The sequence below is a fragment of the Qipengyuania gaetbuli genome, from assembly GCF_020524765.1.
Taxonomy (GTDB): domain Bacteria; phylum Pseudomonadota; class Alphaproteobacteria; order Sphingomonadales; family Sphingomonadaceae; genus Qipengyuania; species Qipengyuania gaetbuli_A.
In genome coordinates, this window is the sequence record NZ_JAIVLR010000001.1 from 1,115,984 (window position 1) to 1,131,957 (window position 15,974).

At 65.8% G+C, this 15,974-nt stretch carries 11 protein-coding genes; 4 read left to right on the forward strand and 7 right to left on the reverse strand.

Annotated elements, in window-relative coordinates:
- The first annotated feature begins 114 nt into the window (after positions 1–114).
- Complete coding sequence (gene nadB, locus LC083_RS05695; RefSeq protein WP_226699552.1) at positions 115–1,692, forward strand: L-aspartate oxidase; 1,578 nt, start codon at positions 115–117, stop codon at positions 1,690–1,692.
- Between the two features lie 7 nt (positions 1,693–1,699).
- Here nadB and LC083_RS05700 read toward each other — a convergent pair whose 3' ends face one another.
- Positions 1,700–2,065, reverse strand: coding sequence for a PilZ domain-containing protein (locus tag LC083_RS05700; RefSeq protein WP_226699553.1), 366 nt, complete (start codon positions 2,063–2,065; stop codon positions 1,700–1,702).
- A gap of 187 nt (positions 2,066–2,252) precedes the next feature.
- On the opposite strand from LC083_RS05700, the gene LC083_RS05705 reads away from it, so the two are divergent.
- Positions 2,253–3,146: an alpha/beta fold hydrolase gene (locus LC083_RS05705; protein WP_226699554.1), complete on the forward strand. Its 894-nt coding sequence runs from the start codon at positions 2,253–2,255 to the stop codon at positions 3,144–3,146.
- A 25-nt stretch (positions 3,147–3,171) separates the two neighbouring features.
- On the opposite strand, the gene LC083_RS05710 is transcribed toward LC083_RS05705, so the two are convergent.
- Entirely contained in the window at positions 3,172–4,557 is a 1,386-nt protein-coding gene (locus tag LC083_RS05710; protein WP_226699555.1) for an L-serine ammonia-lyase, read from the reverse strand.
- Positions 4,558–4,605: 48 nt separating this feature from the next.
- A complete protein-coding gene (locus LC083_RS05715; protein ID WP_226700022.1) occupies positions 4,606–6,033 on the reverse strand; it encodes a M20/M25/M40 family metallo-hydrolase in 1,428 nt (475 codons plus the stop codon).
- A gap of 104 nt (positions 6,034–6,137) precedes the next feature.
- Between LC083_RS05715 and gyrB the strand changes: the two genes are divergently transcribed.
- On the forward strand, positions 6,138–8,678 hold the full coding sequence (gene gyrB, locus LC083_RS05720) for a DNA topoisomerase (ATP-hydrolyzing) subunit B (protein WP_226699556.1): 2,541 nt from the start codon (positions 6,138–6,140) through the stop codon (positions 8,676–8,678).
- A 19-nt stretch (positions 8,679–8,697) separates the two neighbouring features.
- Complete coding sequence (locus LC083_RS05725) at positions 8,698–9,768, forward strand: AI-2E family transporter (protein ID WP_226699557.1); 1,071 nt, start codon at positions 8,698–8,700, stop codon at positions 9,766–9,768.
- Here LC083_RS05725 and LC083_RS05730 read toward each other — a convergent pair.
- From LC083_RS05730 to mtnP, 4 genes are all read right to left on the reverse strand, one after another.
- A complete protein-coding gene (locus LC083_RS05730; protein WP_226699558.1) occupies positions 9,765–10,292 on the reverse strand; it encodes a hypothetical protein in 528 nt (175 codons plus the stop codon). The two genes, LC083_RS05725 and LC083_RS05730, sit on opposite strands and share 4 nt — an antisense overlap.
- A 49-nt stretch (positions 10,293–10,341) precedes the next feature.
- Positions 10,342–13,479 (reverse strand): bifunctional proline dehydrogenase/L-glutamate gamma-semialdehyde dehydrogenase PutA, encoded by a 3,138-nt coding sequence (putA, locus tag LC083_RS05735; protein WP_226699559.1) that lies wholly within the window; start codon positions 13,477–13,479, stop codon positions 10,342–10,344.
- 85 nt (positions 13,480–13,564) lie between these two features.
- Positions 13,565–15,049, reverse strand: a complete 1,485-nt coding sequence (glpD, locus tag LC083_RS05740) for a glycerol-3-phosphate dehydrogenase (RefSeq protein WP_226699560.1) — start codon at positions 15,047–15,049, stop codon at positions 13,565–13,567.
- Positions 15,046–15,918: an S-methyl-5'-thioadenosine phosphorylase gene (gene mtnP, locus LC083_RS05745; RefSeq protein ID WP_160608442.1), complete on the reverse strand. Its 873-nt coding sequence runs from the start codon at positions 15,916–15,918 to the stop codon at positions 15,046–15,048. The genes glpD and mtnP overlap by 4 nt, the downstream gene beginning before the upstream one ends.
- Between the last annotated feature and the right edge of the window lie 56 nt (positions 15,919–15,974).

The window sequence follows — 15,974 nt, forward strand, 5'->3', positions numbered from 1 at the left end:
TCCCGGGACCCCTGTTAACGCTCGCATAAAGCGCAAATCCGCGGTGTTAAGCGGGGAATCGGTGAGGCGTTCTGTGCTTGCCGCATGGCGATTGCATGGGCATGACACCGCCCCATGAAACACGACGTCCTCGTCATCGGATCAGGGGCGGCCGGCCTCACCGCCGCGCTCGAACTCGCCCAGCACAAGAAGGTGTTGGTGCTGGCCAAGGGCAAGCTGACCAGCGGCTCGACCGCCTGGGCGCAGGGCGGCATCGCGGCCGTGCTGGACGCTGGCGACACGTTCGAAAACCACATCCACGACACGATGGTGGCCGGCGCCGGCCTCAACGATCTCGAGACGGTCGAATTCGTCATCGAACGTGCCCCTGCGGCGATCGACCGGTTGTGCGAACTGGGCGTGCCCTTCAACCGCGAGGAAGGCGATCTCCACCTCACCCGTGAAGGCGGACACTCGCACCGTCGCATCGTCCATGTGAACGATGCGACCGGCTGGGCCGTGCAGGCCGCCCTGCTCAAGGCGGCGGAGGAAAACCCCAATATCACCCTGCTGCCTAACCAGAGCTGCATCGACCTCATCACCGGCCGCAACCAGAAGGACTATTCGGGATCGGGCCGCGTCTGGGGCGCCTATGCGCTCGACGAGGAGAGCGGCAAGGTCGTCGCCCACCTAGCGAAGGCGACCGTGCTGGCCGCGGGCGGAGCAGGCCGCGTCTACCTCTTCTCGACCGCTCCGCGCGGCGCGACCGGAGACGGCATCGCGATGGCGTGGCGGGCGGGTGCGCGCGTCTCCAACATGGAGATGATGCAGTTCCACCCGACCTGTCTCTACAATCTCGAGGTCAAGAACTTCCTCATCACCGAAGCGGTGCGCGGAGAGGGCGGGCGCCTGTACAACCCGGTTACGGGCGAACGCTACATGGAGAAATACGACGCGGAGCGCATGGAGCTGGCCCCGCGCGATATCGTGGCGCGCGCGAACGACGACCAGATCAAGCGCTACGGCCTCGACTATGTCCACCTCGACATCAGCCACCAGCCGCCCGAATTCGTGAAGGAGCATTTCCCCACGATCCACGAAAAGCTGCTCGGCCTCGGCATCGACATGACGAAGCAGCCGATCCCGGTTGTCCCCGCCCAGCATTACACCTGCGGCGGGGTGAAGGTGGACCTCGATGCGCGCACCGACCTGCCGGGCCTGTGGGCAGCGGGCGAATGCACCGAGAGCGGACTGCACGGGGCGAACCGCCTCGCGTCGAACTCGCTGCTCGAATGCTTCGTCTTCGGCGAGGCGGCGGCCAAGGACATCCTGCGCTGCTGGGACCAGCTCGACGAACCGCCGGAAATCCTGCCGTGGGACGAAAGCCGCGTCACCGATTCCGACGAGGAAGTGGTCATCAAGCAGAACTGGACCGAAATCCGCCGATTCATGTGGAACTATGTCGGTATCGTGCGCACTACCAAGCGCCTCGAACGCGCCGCGCACCGCATCCGCCTGCTGCGCGAGGAGGTGGAGGATTATTACGGCCACTTCCGCGTAACCACCGACCTCATCGAACTGCGCAACCTGCTGGAATGCGCAGGGCTCATCGTGAACAGCGCCCTCAAGCGGCACGAGAGCCGCGGGCTGCATTTCATTCTCGATTATCCGGAAACTGACCCCGTCGCGCGCGACACGGTGCTGGTGCCCTAGACAGTCCTTAAAGGCTGCTGCTGGCCCTTGCGCCCAGGGGTGGCAACCGGCGACCGAAGCGGTCGAAATCCGCATCGTCGGTCACGGTGATGCCGTCGGCGAAACGGAAATAGTCGAGCGTCGCCATGCTGATGGGAACGGTGAACTTCACTCCGGCAAGGCTGTCCTCGATCCAGCAGACTGTGCCGGTCGCCGTCATGCCTGCCGGAAGCTGCAGTTCGACCTCGTCCCCGCGAGCGATGCTTTCGCCAAGGCCGCGCAGGCGGCAACCGGCGAGCGACAGATCCAGGATCTGCGCTTCACCGCGACATTCGGCCGACGAATATTCGATTGTGGAAGACGCTTCGTAGCGCTCTGCGCCCCGTCGTTCCATTCAAGCAACCCCCCGAAATTCAGCGTCCTGCATAGCAAAATGTCGATTTTCGTCTTGTAAGTATGCGACAAGCTCGTTCGCACGCTTCGGGACCCGCGTTCAGCCGCACATAGGCGACAATAGACAAGCGGGCCGGAATGCGGTCATGTGCAGCAAGAGGATTGCATCAGCAAAGGAGAGCGCAGGCGTGCCCATCACCAAGGCCAACGGGATCGACATCCATTACGAAGAGCATGGCAACAGCAATGATCCCGCCATGCTGCTCATAATGGGCTTCGGCGCGCAGCTGACCCTGTGGCCGGATGAACTGGTCGAGGCGCTGGCAGGGCACGGTTACCGCGTCATCCGTTACGACAATCGCGATATTGGCCTCAGCCACAAGTTCGACGGCGTGAAAGCGCCCGGCCTCGTCAAGATGACGCTGATGGGCAAGCTCGGCCTTACTCCGCGCGTCCCCTATACGCTGGCCGACATGGCGGCCGACGGCGTGGGCCTGCTCGACGCGCTGGAGATCGAGCGCGCGCATATCGTCGGGGCCAGCATGGGCGGCATGATCGCCCAGCACGTCGCGCACAAATATCCCGACCGCTGCCTCAGCTTCACGCAGGTCTTCTCCACCACCGGCCATGCCAAGCTGCCGCCGGCGCGCAAGGAAGCGCTGCAGGCGCTGGTGACACGGCCGAAGAGCACCGAGGAAGAAGCACTGGTCGCGCACGGCATCATGCTGGCGCGCACCATCGGCTCGCCCGGGTATCCCTCGCCCGAAGAACGGCTGCGCGAACGCACGCTCGCCAGCGTCAGGCGCAGCTTCTACCCCGAAGGCCCGACCCGGCACCTGTCCGCCATCGTTGCCGACGGCGACCGCAGCACGATGCTGCGCGACGTGCGGGTGCCGACGCTGGTGCTTCACGGCGAGGACGATCCGCTGGTCCCGTGCGAAGGCGGGCGCCATACGGCAGAGTGCATTCCCGACGCGAAACTGAAGACGATCCCGGGCTGGGGCCATGACCTCCCGCTCGACCTCGTCGACGAACTCGCCGCCGAAATAGCCGGTCACGCACGCGAAAGCGTCGCCGCCTAACCGTCCGCTCCGCCCAGCGCGGCGGTCAGCATTCGATGACATTCACGGCCAGCCCGCCCTGGCTAGTTTCCTTGTACTTGCTCGACATGTCGATGCCGGTCTGACGCATGGTCTCGATCACCTGGTCGAGGCTGACGCAGCTTTCAGCGCCGGTGCGGTGGAGAGCAAGGCGCGCTGCGTTCACTGCCTTCACAGCGCCGATGGCATTGCGCTCGATACAGGGGACCTGCACCAGCCCGCCGACGGGATCGCAGGTCAGGCCGAGATTGTGTTCCATCCCGATTTCCGCCGCGCTCGCGACCTGCGCAGGCGATGCGCCCCACAGCGCGGCAAGGCCGCCCGCTGCCATGGAGCAAGCGACGCCTACCTCGCCCTGGCAGCCCATTTCCGCGCCCGAAATGCTGGCGCGCTGCTTGTAGAGCAGGCCGATGGCCCCTGCGGTCAGCAGGAAGGTGCGGCGGCTGTCGCGGCAAGGGCTCTCGTCAGAGGTCACGCAGTAGAAGCGGATGACCGCGGGGATGATCCCGGCCGCGCCATTGGTCGGCGCGGTGACGACCCGGCCGCCTGCCGCGTTTTCCTCGTTCACCGCCATGGCGAAGCAGTTGAGCCAGTCGAACAATTGCTCGCGCTCGTTGGACTGGGGATTGGCGGACAGCTTGTCCCACAGGTCCGGTGCGCGGCGTTCCACCTTGAGGCCGCCGGGCAGGATGCCGCGCTGGGCAAGGCCGCGGTCGATGCACTGGTCCATCGCCTGGGCAATCAGGTCGATCCCCGCCAGCGTCTTGTCGCGCGGGCGGAAGGCATCCTCGTTGGCCAGCACCAGCTCGGCGATCGAGAGACCTTGCTGATCGCAGCGGGCCAGCAATTCCTCGGCCGAGCCGAAATCGTGCGGCACGCTGGTGCCGGTTTCCACGCGGTCGTTGCGGGGCTTGCGCTTGAGCTGCGCTTCGGAAGCGACGAAACCGCCGCCGGTCGAATAATAGGTCCGCTCCAGCAGGACCGAGCCCGCCGCATCGCGCGCCACCAACTTCATGCCGTTGGGATGGAGGTCGGGAATGATGTGACCGGCCAGATCGATATCCTTTGCCGGATCGAAGGCGATGGCGTGCCTGCCGCACAGCATGAGGCGTCCCTCGGCGCGGATCTGCGCCAGCGTCGCTGCCGCCTCGTCCGGACAGGTCCGATCGGGCACGAAACCCGCAAGGCCGAGCACGCTTGCATCGACGGTGCCATGCCCGACCCCCGTCAGCGCCAGCGAGCCCTGCAGTTCGACCGCGATCCGCGCGACCTCCTCCAGCTTGCCGCGCTTGGCCAGCGCGCGCACGAAGAGCGCACCGATCCGCATCGGACCCACGGTGTGCGAGGAGGACGGACCGATGCCGATCCGGAAAATATCGAGCACAGAAAGCATCTTCGCGCCCTGCGCTGCCGCTGCCGTAGCGTCAAGCGGCGATGCCGGTCAGTCCGGATTCGCCAGCGCCTTCACGAGGTCGAACAGGAAATCGCGTCCGACGTAGAGCGAGCGCGCGCTGATCCGCTCGTTCAGCCCGTGGACCCCGTTGCCGTCCGGATCGCCCCATCCACCGGGCACGCCGTAGCTCGGGATGCCGGTCGCGGTCAGGAAGGTGGAATCGGTATAGCCGTTGGACATGACCGGCACGAGCGGGACGCCCGGGAAATACCGTTCAACCAGTTCGCGCGAGGGTCCGAGGATGCGCTCGTCCATCGGCGGCTGCGGCGGGGCGGGCCTGCGCGGTTCGAGGATGGTGATCTTCAGCCCCTCCTCGCCCGCGATCCGCGCCAGTTCCTCGCCGACCGCCTCGATCGTGTTGCCGGGGAAGATGCGGCAGTTGACGTTCGCCTGCGCCCTTTGCGCCAGCGCGTTGCGGGCGTGGCCTGCGTCCAGCATGGTCGCAACGCAGGTTGTGCGCAGGTTCGAATGGAGGAAGGGATCGGCGTTGACCACCGCTTCCGCCTCGGCATTCGTCGGGTCGTTGGCCAGAGCGACCATGGCATCGCCGATCGCATCCCCGCGTCCGGCCCCCGCAAGGCGGAAATAGGTGCGGTTCGTCTCGTTGAATTCGAGCGGGAAGCGGTGCGCGCCGATCCTCACCAGCGCATGGGCCAGCTGGGTGATGGCATTGTCCGGCCGCGGGACCGAGCTGTGGCCGCCCGGATTGGTGAATTCGAGCACGTAATTGGCGAAGATCTTCTCGCCCACCTGGATGGTCTGCTCGACGACATTGCCGTTCTCGTCCGCCGTGCCGCCGCCGCCTTCGTTGATGGCGAATTCGGCGTCGATCAACTCGCGCCGGTTGTTAACCAGCCATTCCACGCCGTTGAAAGCGCCGTTCGTCTCCTCGCCGCAGGTCAGCGCGATCTTGACCGCGCGCTGGGGCTTGTAGCCCGATTTCTGGAAGCGGATCAGCGTGTCGACCAGCGCGGCTGCCATGGCCTTGTCGTCGGACACGCCGCGCGCGTAGAGATAGCCGTCCTCCTCGAACAGGGTGAAGGGATCGCGCTGCCAATCCTCGCGCTTGGCCTCGACCACGTCGATATGGGCAATGGCGAGCAGCGGCTTGAGCGTATCGGACGTGCCGGGATAAACTACCACCAGCCCGCCTTCGCGCGGCGCTTCGGCGGTGGCGAACAGGGTCAGGCGGTCTTCGGGAAAGCCTGCCTTGCGCAGCCGGTCCGCCATGCGCTCCGCCGCCAGCGTGCAGCTGCCGTTGCTGAGCGAGGTGTCGGTTTCCACCAGCTCTTCGAACAGGTCGCGGAATTCCTTCTGGTCGGGCCGCAGCCCGCCTGCATCCTGCGCCGCTGCGGGCATGGGCGCCGCCAGTGCCGCAAGACCCGCGCCAACCCCTGCAAGGACCATCCCGCGCATCGTCATTCTCCCCCTGTTTCGCCCCGCATCCTAGCGCAATTGCCTGTGGAAGAAAGACAGGCCCGCACCTTTCGGTTTTTGCCCCTCGCGCCTATATAATGGGCATGGACGAGAACACTTCGAACGGCACGCCCCAGCAGGGCGAAAAGGCCCGCAATTCCAACGAATATGGCGCGGATTCCATCAAGGTCCTCAAGGGCCTCGATGCAGTGCGCAAACGCCCCGGCATGTACATCGGCGACACCGATGACGGATCGGGCCTGCACCACATGGTTTTCGAGGTGTCCGACAACGCCATCGACGAAGCTCTGGCAGGCCACTGCGACCTCGTGCTGATCGAACTCAACCCCGATGGCTCGGTCAGCGTGGAAGACAACGGCCGCGGTATCCCGGTCGACATGCACAAGGAAGAAGGCGTCTCGGCGGCAGAGGTCATCATGACCCAGCTGCACGCGGGTGGTAAGTTCGAGAACACCTCGGACGACAATGCCTACAAGGTGTCGGGCGGCCTCCACGGCGTGGGCGTTTCGGTCGTCAACGCGCTGTCGGAATGGCTCGAACTGACCATCTGGCGCGACGGCAAGGAGCACTGGATGCGCTTCGAACACGGCGATGCCGTGGAAAGTCTGCGCATCGTGGGCGACGCGCCGCCGGTGGATTCGAACGGGGACGACAACGGCCTCAAGAAGGGTACGCGCGTCACCTTCAAGGCCTCGGAAGAGACCTTCAAGAACGTCGTCGAGTTCGATTTCGACAAGCTGGAACACCGCTACCGCGAACTCGCCTTCCTCAATTCGGGCGTGCGCATCCTGCTGCGCGACAAGCGCCACGAGGAAGTGCAGCAGCACGATTTGTTCTACGAAGGCGGCATCGCGGCCTTCGTGAAATGGCTCGATCGCAACAAGCAGGCGCTGGTGTCGGACCCCATCGCGGTGAGCGCGGAAAAGGACGGCATCGGCATCGACGTCGCTCTCGAATGGAACGACAGCTATTACGAGAACGTCCTGTGCTTCACCAACAACATCCCGCAGCGTGACGGCGGCACCCACCTTGCCGCCTTCCGCGCGGCGCTGACGCGCACGCTGAACAATTACGCGACCTCTTCGGGCCTCATGAAGAAGGAAAAGGTGAGCCTGTCGGGCGAGGACATGCGCGAAGGCCTGACCGCCATCGTGTCAGTCAAGCTGCCCGATCCCAAGTTCTCCAGCCAGACCAAGGACAAGCTGGTTTCCTCCGAAGTGCGCCAGCCGCTCGAAAGCCTGATGGGCGAGAAGATGGGCGAATGGCTGGAGGAAAACCCGAACGAGGCGAAGGCCATCGTCCAGAAGGTCATCGACGCCGCTGCCGCACGCGAAGCCGCACGCCGTGCCCGCGAGATGAGCCGCAAGGGCGCGATGAGCGTCGCCTCGCTGCCGGGCAAGCTGGCCGACTGCCAGGACCGCAATCCCGAGAATTGCGAACTCTTCCTGGTCGAGGGTGATTCTGCAGGCGGCAGCGCCAAGCAGGGCCGCGACCGCAAAACGCAGGCGATCCTGCCGCTGAAGGGCAAGATCCTGAACGTCGAACGCGCGCGCTTCGACCGGATCATCTCGTCGAAGGAAGTCGGCACGCTGATCCAGGCGATGGGCACGGGCCTGCGCGACGAGTTCAACCTCGAAAAGCTGCGCTACCACAAGATCGTCATCATGACCGACGCAGACGTCGACGGCGCGCATATCCGCACGCTGCTGCTGACGTTCTTCCACCGCCAGATGCCGGAAATCGTGAAGGCCGGGCACCTCTTCATCGCGCAGCCGCCGCTCTACAAGGTGACGCGCGGCAAGAGCGAGGTCTACCTGAAGGACCAGGCCGCCTACGACCGCTACCTGATCGACCAGGGGCTGGCGGGCCACTATCTCGAGACGCGCGAAGGTACGATCCCTGCAACCGGCATGCACCAGCTCGTCGAACACGGCCTGCGCATGCGCAATCTGTTCGCCTTCGTGCCGCGCAAGTACAAGCCGGAGCTGATCGAGGCGATGGCACTGACCGGCGCGCTCGACCCCGCCGGCAACCGCGCCGAAGCGCTGACCCGTGCGGCAGCGCACCTGCAGATGGGCGATCCGGAAGCGAAGTGGTCGGCCGAGATCGGCAGCGACGGCATCGTGCGCTTCAGCCGCCTGTGGCGCGGCGTCACCGACGTTCACGAGATCGAGCCGGCCTTCCTCGAAAGCGCCGAGGCCCGCAAACTGCACCGCGTGGCGGGCGAGCATGCCGAAGTCTACGCCGCGCCCATCCGCCTGGTGAAGGGCGAGAGCGACGATGCGGACGCCGTCGACGCCGAGAGCGGCGATGATGGCGACAATGACGCACCCGCCTTTGCCGGCAGCGATGCGATCACCCTGCCCACCCAGCTGCTCGACACGGTCATGGCCGCCGGGCGCAAGGGCCAGAAGATCCAGCGCTACAAGGGCCTTGGCGAAATGAACGCCGAGCAGCTTTGGGAGACCACGCTCGACCCCGACAACCGCGCGCTGCTGCAGGTCAAGGTCGAGGATGCCGACGTGACCGACGAAATCTTCACCCGCCTGATGGGCGACGTGGTCGAACCGCGCCGCGAATTCATCCAGGCGAACGCGCTCAACGTCGCCAATCTCGACGTCTAGAACGGTCGCAGGGGGCGGAATGGAACAGCGGGGCAAGGGTTCGATCGAGGAGGGCGGCTTCCTGCTGTTCCTCGCGCTGGTCACGCTGGCGCTGCTCGTCATCGTCCTGCCGTTCTTCCAGCCGCTGTTGTGGGCAGCGCTGGCGGCGATCATGTTCCAGCCGCTGCTGCGCTGGTTCCTCGCCCGCCTGCCGGGGCGTGACACGCTGGCGACGCTGCTGACGCTCGGCGTCATCTTCGTGGCGGTGATCCTGCCGACCTTCTGGATCGGCAGCGCCGTGGTGGACGAGGCCGCCGGGCTGGTCGTCGCCTTCCAGGAGGGCCAGATCGACGTCAGCATGTGGTTCGACCAGGTGTTTGCGGCCCTGCCCGCCAATATCCAGGCCTCGCTCGAAGCCTCGGGCTGGGGCAATCTCGGCGCGCTGCAGCAGCGTGCGCAGGAATTTGCGCAGGCCAGTCTCGGCCTCATCGCGCAGCAGGCGCTGGCCATCGGCGGCAGCGTGTTCGGCTTCGTGCTGGCCCTTGCCATCGGGCTTTACGTGACCTTCTTCCTGCTGCGCGACGGGCGCGCGATCGGAGAGAGCGTGTTGAACGCACTCCCCTTCGAACGCGGCATTGCCGACCGGCTGGCAGCACGGTTCCTCGGCATCGTGCGCGCCACGATCAAGGGTTCGGTCGTCGTGGGCCTCGTGCAGGGCGCGCTCGGCGCCATCACCTTCTCGATCGTCGGCATTCCGTCCGTACTGCTGCTGGGCGTGATCATGGCGATCGCTTCGCTGCTGCCGGCAGTCGGCCCGGCCATCGTCTGGGTGCCGGCTGCGATCTACCTGCTGGCGACAGGCGCGATCTGGCAGGGCATCGTCGTGATCGTGTCGGGTGTGGCGCTGATCGGCATGATCGACAACGTCCTGCGCCCGATTCTCGTAGGCCGCGACACCGGCATTCCCGACTGGCTGATCCTTGTCACCACGCTGGGCGGAATCGCACTGTTCGGATTGTCGGGCATCGTCATCGGACCACTGGTGGCAGGCCTGTTCCTGGCCGGCTGGGGCATATTGTCGGAACAGCGCGCACAGGCCGCAGCGGCCTAATCGATTTCCTTTGCCCGAAGCATCGGGTTCATCTTGGTGATGTGGTTGAGCCACGCCTTGGGCTTGCGCAGCATGTCTTCCGGATAGGCGACCTTGAGGCCGAGGATCCGGCCGATCTCGCCCACGAAATGGATGCAGTTGCGCGTGTCGAGATCGTAGAACTTGCCCGGCGCATCGCGCCATTCGGACACCAGCTTGCGCACCTTCCAGTACTGGCCATCATCCATGGTCAGGGTGAAATGGCGGTTGGTCTTGGTGAGCCACTTCTCCTTTTCGGTCATGATGATGTGTTCGACCGGCCCGCGCAGCACGGCAATCGACGCGCGCTTGGCGGAAAAGCCGTAGTTTTCCTTGATCGCGGTGCCATCTTCCAGCGTCCCTTCCATCGATATGAAAGTGTGCGGATAGCGCCCCGCGATCACCGACCCGTTGAAGGAATGGAAGGTGATCTGGACCTCCGCCGCGGCGAGCGAGGACCAGGCGAGCGCGAGCAGGACGAGGAAATGCCGGAGGGTGCGAACCATGGGGGCGGTTTATGCCAGCCCACCATGGTTTCGCAATGGCTTGTCTCGCTCAGCTCGCCAGCAGGGTGGCGTTGCCGCCTGCCGCGGTCGTGTCGATGCAGACCACCCGTTCGGTCGCGAAACGGGCGACATAGTGCGGGCCGCCCGCCTTGGGGCCGGTGCCCGAGAGCCCTTCCCCGCCGAAGGGCTGGCTTTCCACCACCGCGCCGATCTGGTTGCGGTTGACGTAGAAATTGCCGACCCGCGCCCGCGCTTCGACGAAGGCGCGCGTATCGTCGTTGCGGCTGTGGAGGCCGAGGGTGAGGCCATAGCCGGTGGCGTTGATTTCTTCGACCACGCGCCCGAGGTCCGCGGCCTTGTAGCGCACGACATGCAGCACGGGCCCGAAGTTCTCGCGCTTCAGGTCGAGGATCGAATCCATCTCGATGATGGTCGGCGCGACATAGCAACCGGCACTCGCCCCATTGTGCAGGCGACGGCGCCAGACCTGCCGCCCGGCCTTCTTGCGGCGGGCGACATGGCGTTCGAGTGCGGCCTTCGCATCGGGATCGATAACCGGGCCGACATCGGTCGCCAGCTCTTCCGGATCGCCCACGGTCAGCGCCTCGAACGCGCCGCGGATCATGTGCAGCATGGAATCGTAGACCTCGTCCTGGATGTGCAGGACGCGCAGCGCCGAACAGCGCTGGCCCGCGCTCTGGAAGGCAGAGGCAACGACATCGCGCGTGACCTGTTCGGGCAGCGCGGTGGAATCTACGATCATCGCGTTCTGCCCGCCGGTCTCGGCGATGAAGGTCGCGATCGGCCCGTCGCGCGAGGCAAGGCTGCGGTTGATGGCCTGGGCGGTCTGGGTCGAGCCGGTGAAGGCCACGCCTGCAATGCGCGGGTCGGAGGTGATCATCTCGCCCACATCGCCTGCGCCCGGCAGGATCTGGAAGGCTTCTTCCGGAATGCCCGCCTCGTGGCACAGCCTGACGGCCAGCGCCGCGATCAGCGGGGTCTGTTCGGCGGGCTTGGCAACCACGGTGTTACCGGCAGCAAGCGCCGCTGCGGCCGGGCCGATGAAGATGGCGAGCGGGAAGTTCCACGGGCTGATCGTGGCGAAGACGCCGCGCCCGGCCATGGTCAAGCGGTTTTCCTCGCCCGTCGGGCCGGGCAGCGGGATCGGGGCCGAGAACAGGCGGCGCGCCTCGACCGCGTAATAGCGCAGGAAGTCGACCGCTTCGCGCAGTTCGAGCACCGCATCCTGCAAGGTCTTGCCGGCTTCGCGCTGGCACAGCGAGAGAAACTCCTCGGTATGCGCCTCGAACAGGTCAGCGGCCTCTTCCAGTAGCAGGGCACGCTTCTCGCCGCCCAGCGCGTTCCAGCCCGGCTGGATGTCGAGCGCGCGGGTGATCGCTTCCTCGACCTCGAAGTCGAGCGAATCCCGCCTCGTGCCGACTTCGGCAGTCAGGTCGTGCGGCTTGTTGATCGGAGCGACCTCGCCCTCGGCACCCGACACGAAGGTCGGCTCGGCATGCCAGTGGCGCGTCGACAGAGCATCGAGCCGGTCGAGCAGCGATTCGCGCACGAGCGGGTCCGACAAATCGACCCCGGCCGAGTTCTTGCGGTTGGGGAAGATGTCCTTCGGCAGCGCGATGGCCGGATTGCGATAGGGCTTCAGCGCCTTGAGGTCGGCGCACGGATCGGTGACGAGGTCGGCCACCGGCACTTCGGCATCAGCCATGCGGTTGACGAAGCTGCTGTTCGCCCCGTTCTCCAGCAGGCGCCTCACCAGATAGGCGAGCAGGTCCTTGTGCGTGCCGGTCGGCGCATAGATGCGCACGGTGGTGCGCGCATTGCCCTCGACCTGTGCGAGCGCATCGTAGACATCCTCGCCCATGCCGTGGAGGCGCTGGAATTCGAACGGCTTGCTGCCGGCCAGCGCCTTGATCGCGCCCACCGTATAGGCGTTGTGCGTGGCGAAGGCGGGATAGATCACGTCGCTTGCCGAAAACAGCGTGTCCGCGCAGGCGAGGTAGCTCACGTCGGTCGCCAGCTTGCGCGTGAAGACGGGAAAATCGGTGAAGCCGCCGACGTGGCTCACCTTGATCTCGGTGTCCCAGTAAGCGCCCTTCACCAGGCGGACGAAGAATTTCCGGTCGTATTTGCGCGCGAGGCGGGCGACCCATTCGCACATCGGCACACCGCGCTTCTGGTAGGCCTGGATAGCGAGGCCGAAGCCTTCGTAGCGGCTGCCGTCGGCGCGCACGAACAGCGCATCGTCCTGCGCAAGCGCTTCTATGATATCCATCGACAGCTCCAGCCGGTCGGCCTCCTCGGCATCGATGGTGAAATGGATGTTCGCATCGCGCGCCTTGGCGATCAGGGGGCGCAGCATGGGCACGAGATCCGCCACCGCCTTCTCGCCGTGGAAGAAGGTGTATTTCGGATGCAGTGCCGACAGCTTGACCGAGATGCCGGGGGACGTCCGGGGATCGCCCGTGCCTTCGCGCGCAAGCCGGTCGATCGCGCGCTCGTAGCTGGCGCGGTAGCCTTCGGCATCGTCGAAAGTCATCGCGCCTTCGCCGAGCATGTCGAAACTGTGGGTCAGCCCCTTGGCGCGTTCGGGTGCGGCACGCTTGAGCGATTCGTCGATCGTGCGGCCGTAGACGAACTGGCCGCCGAGGATGCGCATGGCCTGCAAGGTCGCCTTGCGGATGACCGGTTCGCCCAGCCGCGTGACGGCGTTCTTGAGCGTGCGGCGCATGCCTTTCTGCGCTTCTTCGGGGCGTTCCAGCACCTCGCCGGTCAGCATGAGCGAGAAGGTCGCCGCATTGACGAAGGTGGAAGAGCTTTCGCCGAGATGTTCGGACCAGTCGATATCGCCGATCTTGTCGCGGATCAGCGCATCGGCGGTGGCCGCATCGGGCACGCGCAGCAGCGCTTCGGCAAGGCACATCAGCGCCACGCCTTCTTCGGTGGCAAGGCCGTATTGCTGGAGGAAAGCGTCGATCCCGCTCGCCTTGCGACGCCGCGCACCCTCGATCAGCTTTGCCGCCAGGGCAGCCGCCTCGCCATGCTTCTCGCTCGCCCGTCCGGCCTGGCCCAGACGCTCTGCCACGCAGGCGTTTTCTTCCGCGCGATAGGCCTCGCGCAGCGACTGGCGGGAGATGGGGGAAAGGCGGGCAGGATCGTGCAAGGCCATGCGACTCCGTTGGGCTTGGGTGGACGTGCGCCCCTTGGACCCGCGCGCAGGCGCTTTCAAGCTTTGTGAACCGTGCCTGCGGGCCTCAGGCCTGCGCGAACCATTCCGCTACGGCAGGGGCGCTTTCGGCAGGCAGGTGCAGGCCCAGCTTGCTGCGGCGCCACAGCACGTCTTCCGCGCTGCGGGCGTATTCGAAATCGCGCAGGTAGCGCAGTTCCGCAGCGTAGAGATCGCCGCCGAAATGCTCGCCCAGTTCGCCCAGCGAGGTGGCGGACCCGATCACGCGGTCGACGCGCGTCCCGTAGGCGCGGGCAAGGCGCAGAAGCATTTCGGGCGGGAGCCAGGGATAGCGATCGCTCGCGTTCCACAGATAGCGGGCGAAGTCGGCACGCTCCATGTCGCCGCCGGGCAGGGGGGCGTCTTGCGTCCACGGGCCGGACGGCAGCGGGAGGTGCCGCCTGAGCTTTGCCAGCGCGTGTTCGGCGAGCTTGCGATAGGTGGTGATCTTGCCGCCATAGACCGACAGGATCGGCGCCCCGCCATCGGTTTCCAGCTCGAAGACGTAATCGCGCGTGACGGTCGAATTGCTCTTCGAATTGTCCTCGTAGAGCGGGCGGACACCGGCATAGGTGTGGACGATGTCTTCCTCGGTGATCCCACTCTTGAGATACTGCGTCGCCGCCTCGCGCAGGTAGGCCTTTTCTTCCTCGCTGATTTCCACACGGTCCAGATAGCCTTCGTAGAGCATGTCGGTCGTGCCGATCAGCGTGAAATCGCGCTCGTAGGGAATGGCGAAGACGATCCGCCCGTCGGCCTGCTGGAAGATGTAGGCATGGTCGCCCGGATAGGCGCGCGGCACGATGATGTGGCTGCCCTTCACCAGCCGCAGATGAGCAGGCGTCCCGCTGCCGAGAGCGCGCTTCGCCACGCGGTCGACGAAGGGGCCGGCGGCATTGACGACGGCCCGCGCCTCGACCCTGCGCTCCCCGTTTTCGTCCACGAGCGTGGCCGCCCAGTGATCGGCGTGCCGCTCGAGCGCGGTGCATTCGGTGCGCGTCCAGACCTTCGCGCCGCGTTCCTGCGCGTCCATCGCCGTCAGCACGACGAGGCGCGAATCCTCCACCCAGCAGTCCGAATATTCGAACCCTGCGACCAGATGTTCCTGCAGGATCGAGCGGTGCGGGGCCTTGCGCAAATCGATCCGGTGCGAGCCGGGCAGCGTCTTGCGCCCGCCCAGCCGGTCATAGAGGAACAGGCCGGCGCGCAGCATCCACTTGGGCCGCATGCCGGGCTCGTGCGGCAGGACGAAGCGCAGCGGCCAAATGATGTGCGGCGCATTGGCGAGCAGTACCTCGCGCTCGCGCAGGCTTTCGGCGACGAGGCGGAATTCGTAATGTTCGAGATAGCGCAGGCCGCCATGCACCAGCTTGGTGCTGGCCGACGAGGTGTGGGAAGCGAGATCGTCCTTCTCCACCAGCGCCACCGACAGGCCGCGGCCGGCGGCATCGCGCGCGATGCCTGCGCCGTTGATCCCGCCGCCGATGACGAGGAGGTCGAAGCGCTCGCTCATCGGGCGCGGAACAGGCGGCCCGCGACTGCGTCGAGCTTGGCCATCAATTCCTTGTCGTGGTGGGCAGGTGCGGTGATCACCGCATCGTCGAGCGTGCGGTCGATGGGGGAGGGATTGCGCTTTTTCGGCAGGCCCTTGCAGAACGCGACCAGCGCCTTCTTCGCCAGTTCGGAATTCTTCTGCATCTGGGCAACGATCTCCGCCACGTCGACCGTCGCCTCGTTATCGCGCCAGCTGTCCCAGTCGGTCACCATGGCGAGCAGGGCATAGGGCAGCTCCGCCTCGCGGGCGAGCTTGGCCTCGGGCATGCCGGTCATGCCGATGACTTCGGCGCCCCAGTGGCGGTAGAGCTTGCTTTCGGCGCGGGTCGAAAATTGGGGGCCTTCCATGGCGAGATAGGTCGCGCCCTGCGTCACGTCGCCGCCGGCCTTCTCGACCGCCTTGGCGATATGCTTCGACAAGCGCGGGCAGACCGGGTCGCCGAAGGGCACATGGGCGACGAAGCCGTTGTCGAAGAAGGTGGACGGGCGGCCCTTGGTATTGTCGATGAACTGGTCGACCGTGACGAAGCGGCCCGGCGGCAGGTCTTCCGCCAGCGATCCGACCGCACTGATGGCGAGGAGATCGGTGCAGCCTGCGCGCTTCAATGCATCGATATTGGCGCGCGCCTCGATCTTCGAGGGGATGATCGGGTGCCCGCGCCCGTGCCGCGGCAGGAAGCGCACCCGCACATGGCCGATCGTGCCGCACAGAATCTGGTCGGACGGCTCGCCCCAGGGCGAGTTCACCTCGATCCACTGCGCATCCTCGAGCTCGTCGATTGCATAAAGGCCCGATCCGCCGATGATGCCGATGGTCCAGTCGCTCATGATAAAATCCCGTTTCCTGCCCCAGAGGCCACGCATCGCCCGCAAGCCGTGACAGG